Source organism: Deltaproteobacteria bacterium, assembly GCA_019912665.1.
GTDB lineage: Bacteria > Desulfobacterota > GWC2-55-46 > GWC2-55-46 > GWC2-55-46 > UBA5799.
Map to the genome: position 1 here is coordinate 1 of JAIOIE010000004.1, position 3,279 is coordinate 3,279.

A 3,279-nucleotide genomic window follows, 5' to 3' on the forward strand; every position below is an offset into this window, starting at 1 on the left:
CATGCACGAAAGCGTGGGGAGCAAACAGGATTAGATACCCTGGTAGTCCACGCCCTAAACGATGTCGACTGGTTGTTGGGGGTTTGACACTCTCAGTAACGAAGCTAACGCGTGAAGTCGACCGCCTGGGGAGTACGGCCAAGGTTAAAACTCAAAGGAATTGACGGGGACCCGCACAAGCGGTGGATTATGTGGATTAATTCGATGCAACGCGAAAAACCTTACCTACCCTTGACATGTCCTGAATCCTGGAGAGATCCGGGGGTGCCCGAAAGGGAACGGGAACACAGGTGCTGCATGGCTGTCGTCAGCTCGTGTCGTGAGATGTTGGGTTAAGTCCCGCAACGAGCGCAACCCTTGTCATTAGTTGCTACCGCAAGGAGCACTCTAATGAGACTGCCGGTGACAAACCGGAGGAAGGTGGGGATGACGTCAAGTCCTCATGGCCCTTATGGGTAGGGCTTCACACGTAATACAATGGTCGGTACAGAGGGTTGCCAAGCCGCGAGGCGGAGCCAATCCCAGAAAGCCGATCGTAGTCCGGATCGCAGTCTGCAACTCGACTGCGTGAAGTCGGAATCGCTAGTAATCGCGGATCAGCATGTCGCGGTGAATACGTTCCCGGGTCTTGTACACACCGCCCGTCACACCATGGGAGCGGGTTTCACCAGAAGCCGGTCGCCTAACCGCAAGGGGGGCGCCGACCACGGTGAGATTCGTGACTGGGGTGAAGTCGTAACAAGGTAGCCGTATCGGAAGGTGCGGCTGGATCACCTCCTTTCTAGAGAAGCGCCATCCTGCAGTGCCCACCATCTATCGGTTGTTTCGCCGCGAAGGGCTTTCCCCGGAAGGGTCTGTAGCTCAGTTGGTCAGAGCACACGCTTGATAAGCGTGGGGTCGATGGTTCAAATCCATCCAGACCCACCACTTACCGACTCGGGCGTGGGGGGGGCGGCGATGAAAAGAGGGTCACGGGGGCCATAGCTCAGCTGGGAGAGCGCCTGCTTTGCAAGCAGGAGGTCACCGGTTCGATCCCGGTTGGCTCCACCAGCATGGGAAGAGGGCAAAACAGAGCGAGGACGAGGTCTTCGTTCCGTTGTGGCTTCTTCATGAAGCACCAGATCGGCTGATCTTTAAAAATTCGGGAATTATGAAGGTGGTGTGTTGGAGGCGTGGTGGCGCTGTTTGGCTGCCGTGCGCCAGCACACACTGGGTTATGTATTGCATCGTGTGCTTGCCGTATTGAAAAGGGCGGCAAGCGCGCACAAGCGCTTATGAGAGAAGCCCTGTGGCTCGAAGGCCTGGCAACAGGCGGCAGAGTTATAGGGTCAAGCGAATAAGTGCATGCGGTGGATGCCTTGGCGATAACAGGCGATGAAGGACGCGACAGCCTGCGATAAGCTGCGGGGAGCCGGCAAATGGGCGCTGATCCGCGGATTTCCGAATGGGGAAACCCGGCCCTTCTTGGGTCATCCGCACCTGAATACATAGGGTGCGAGAAGCGAACCCGGAGAACTGAAACATCTCAGTAACCGGAGGAACAGAAATCAACCGAGATTCCCAGAGTAGTGGCGAGCGAAATGGGACCAGCCTTCGAGATTTAGCACGCGCGTTAGCGAAATGGCCTGGAAAGGCCGGCCGCAGAGGGTGATAGCCCCGTACGCGAAAACCCGTGTGTGGAACTGAGCTCGAGCCAAGTAGGGCGGGACACGTGAAATCCTGTCTGAAGATGGGGGGACCATCCTCCAAGGCTAAATACTCGTTATCGACCGATAGTGAACCAGTACCGTGAGGGAAAGGCGAAAAGAACCCCGGGAGGGGAGTGAAATAGAACCTGAAACCGCATGCATACAAACAGTCGGAGCTCCGCAAGGAGTGACGGCGTACCTTTTGTATAATGGGTCAGCGACTTACGTTCAGTTGCGAGCTTAAGGCTTGGTGCCGGAGGCGCAGCGAAAGCGAGTCTGAACAGGGCGTTCAGTAGCTGGGCGTAGACCCGAAACCGGTTGATCTATCCATGGCCAGGCTGAAGGTGGGGTAACACCCACTGGAGGGCCGAACCCACGCCCGTTGAAAAGGTCGGGGATGAGCTGTGGATAGGGGTGAAAGGCTAAACAAAACCGGAGATAGCTGGTTCTCCTCGAAAACTATTGAGGTAGTGCGTCACGTATTACCTTCGGGGGTAGAGCACTGTTATGGCTAGGGGGCCGCTATAGGCTTACCAAACCATGGCAAACTCCGAATACCGAAGAGTAGAGCGTGGCAGACAGTCCCCGGGTGCTAACGTCCGGGGACAAGAGGGAAACAACCCAGACCGCCAGCTAAGGTCCCCAATATCGGCTAAGTGGAAAACGAGGTGGGAAGGCACAGACAGTCAGGAGGTTGGCTTAGAAGCAGCCATCCTTTAAAGAAAGCGTAATAGCTCACTGATCGAGTCGTCCTGCGCGGAAGATGTAACGGGGCTCAAGCCGATAACCGAAGCTGCGGATCCGTGGAGCAATCCATGGGTGGTAGAGGAGCGTTCCCTACGCCTGCGAAGGTGTGCCGAGAGGCATGCTGGAGGTATGGGAAGTGCGAATGCTGACATGAGTAGCGATAAACCGGGTGAAAGGCCCGGTCGCCGAAAGCCCAAGGTTTCCTGCGCAACGTTCATCGGCGCAGGGTGAGTCGGCCCCTAAGGCGAGGCAGAGATGCGTAGCTGATGGGAATCCGGTCAATATTCCGGAACCGCCGGCGGGTGCGATGTGGGGACGGAGAAGGTTATGCAGACCAGGTGTTGGACGTCCTGGTGAAGCGTGTAGGCGGGACCCCTAGGGAAATCCGGGGGGCCAACGCCGAGGCGCGGGACCAGGGAAGCTTTGCTTCCCGAAGCTGCAGATACCCTGCTTCCAGGAAAAGCCACTAAGCTTCAGCCCGTCGGGACCGTACCGCAAACCGACACAGGTGGGCAGGATGAAAATTCTCAGGCGCTTGAGAGAACTCAGGAGAAGGAACTCGGCAAATTGACACCGTAACTTCGGGAGAAGGTGTGCCTTTGGTAGGTGTAGCGGCTTGCCCGCGAAGCCGAAGAAGGCCGCAGAGAATCGGTGGCTGCGACTGTTTATCAAAAACACAGCACTCTGCTAAGACGTTGGAAGTCGACGTATAGGGTGTGACGCCTGCCCGGTGCCGGAAGGTTAAGTGATGGGGTGCAAGCTCTTGATCGAAGCCCCGGTAAACGGCGGCCGTAACTATAACGGTCCTAAGGTAGCGAAATTCCTTGTCGGGTAAGTTCCGACC

Annotated in this window: 2 tRNA genes and 2 rRNA genes; all 4 read left to right on the plus strand. The window is 56.8% G+C overall.

Features of this window, described 5'->3' with window-relative positions:
- A 16S ribosomal RNA gene (locus K8I01_00035) occupies positions 1-781 on the plus strand; the annotation flags it as partial.
- A 69-nt stretch (positions 782-850) separates the two neighbouring features.
- Positions 851-927, plus strand: a tRNA-Ile gene (locus tag K8I01_00040).
- Positions 928-974: 47 nt separating this feature from the next.
- Positions 975-1,050, plus strand: a tRNA-Ala gene (locus tag K8I01_00045).
- A 276-nt stretch (positions 1,051-1,326) separates the two neighbouring features.
- A 23S ribosomal RNA gene (locus K8I01_00050) occupies positions 1,327-3,279 on the plus strand; the annotation flags it as partial.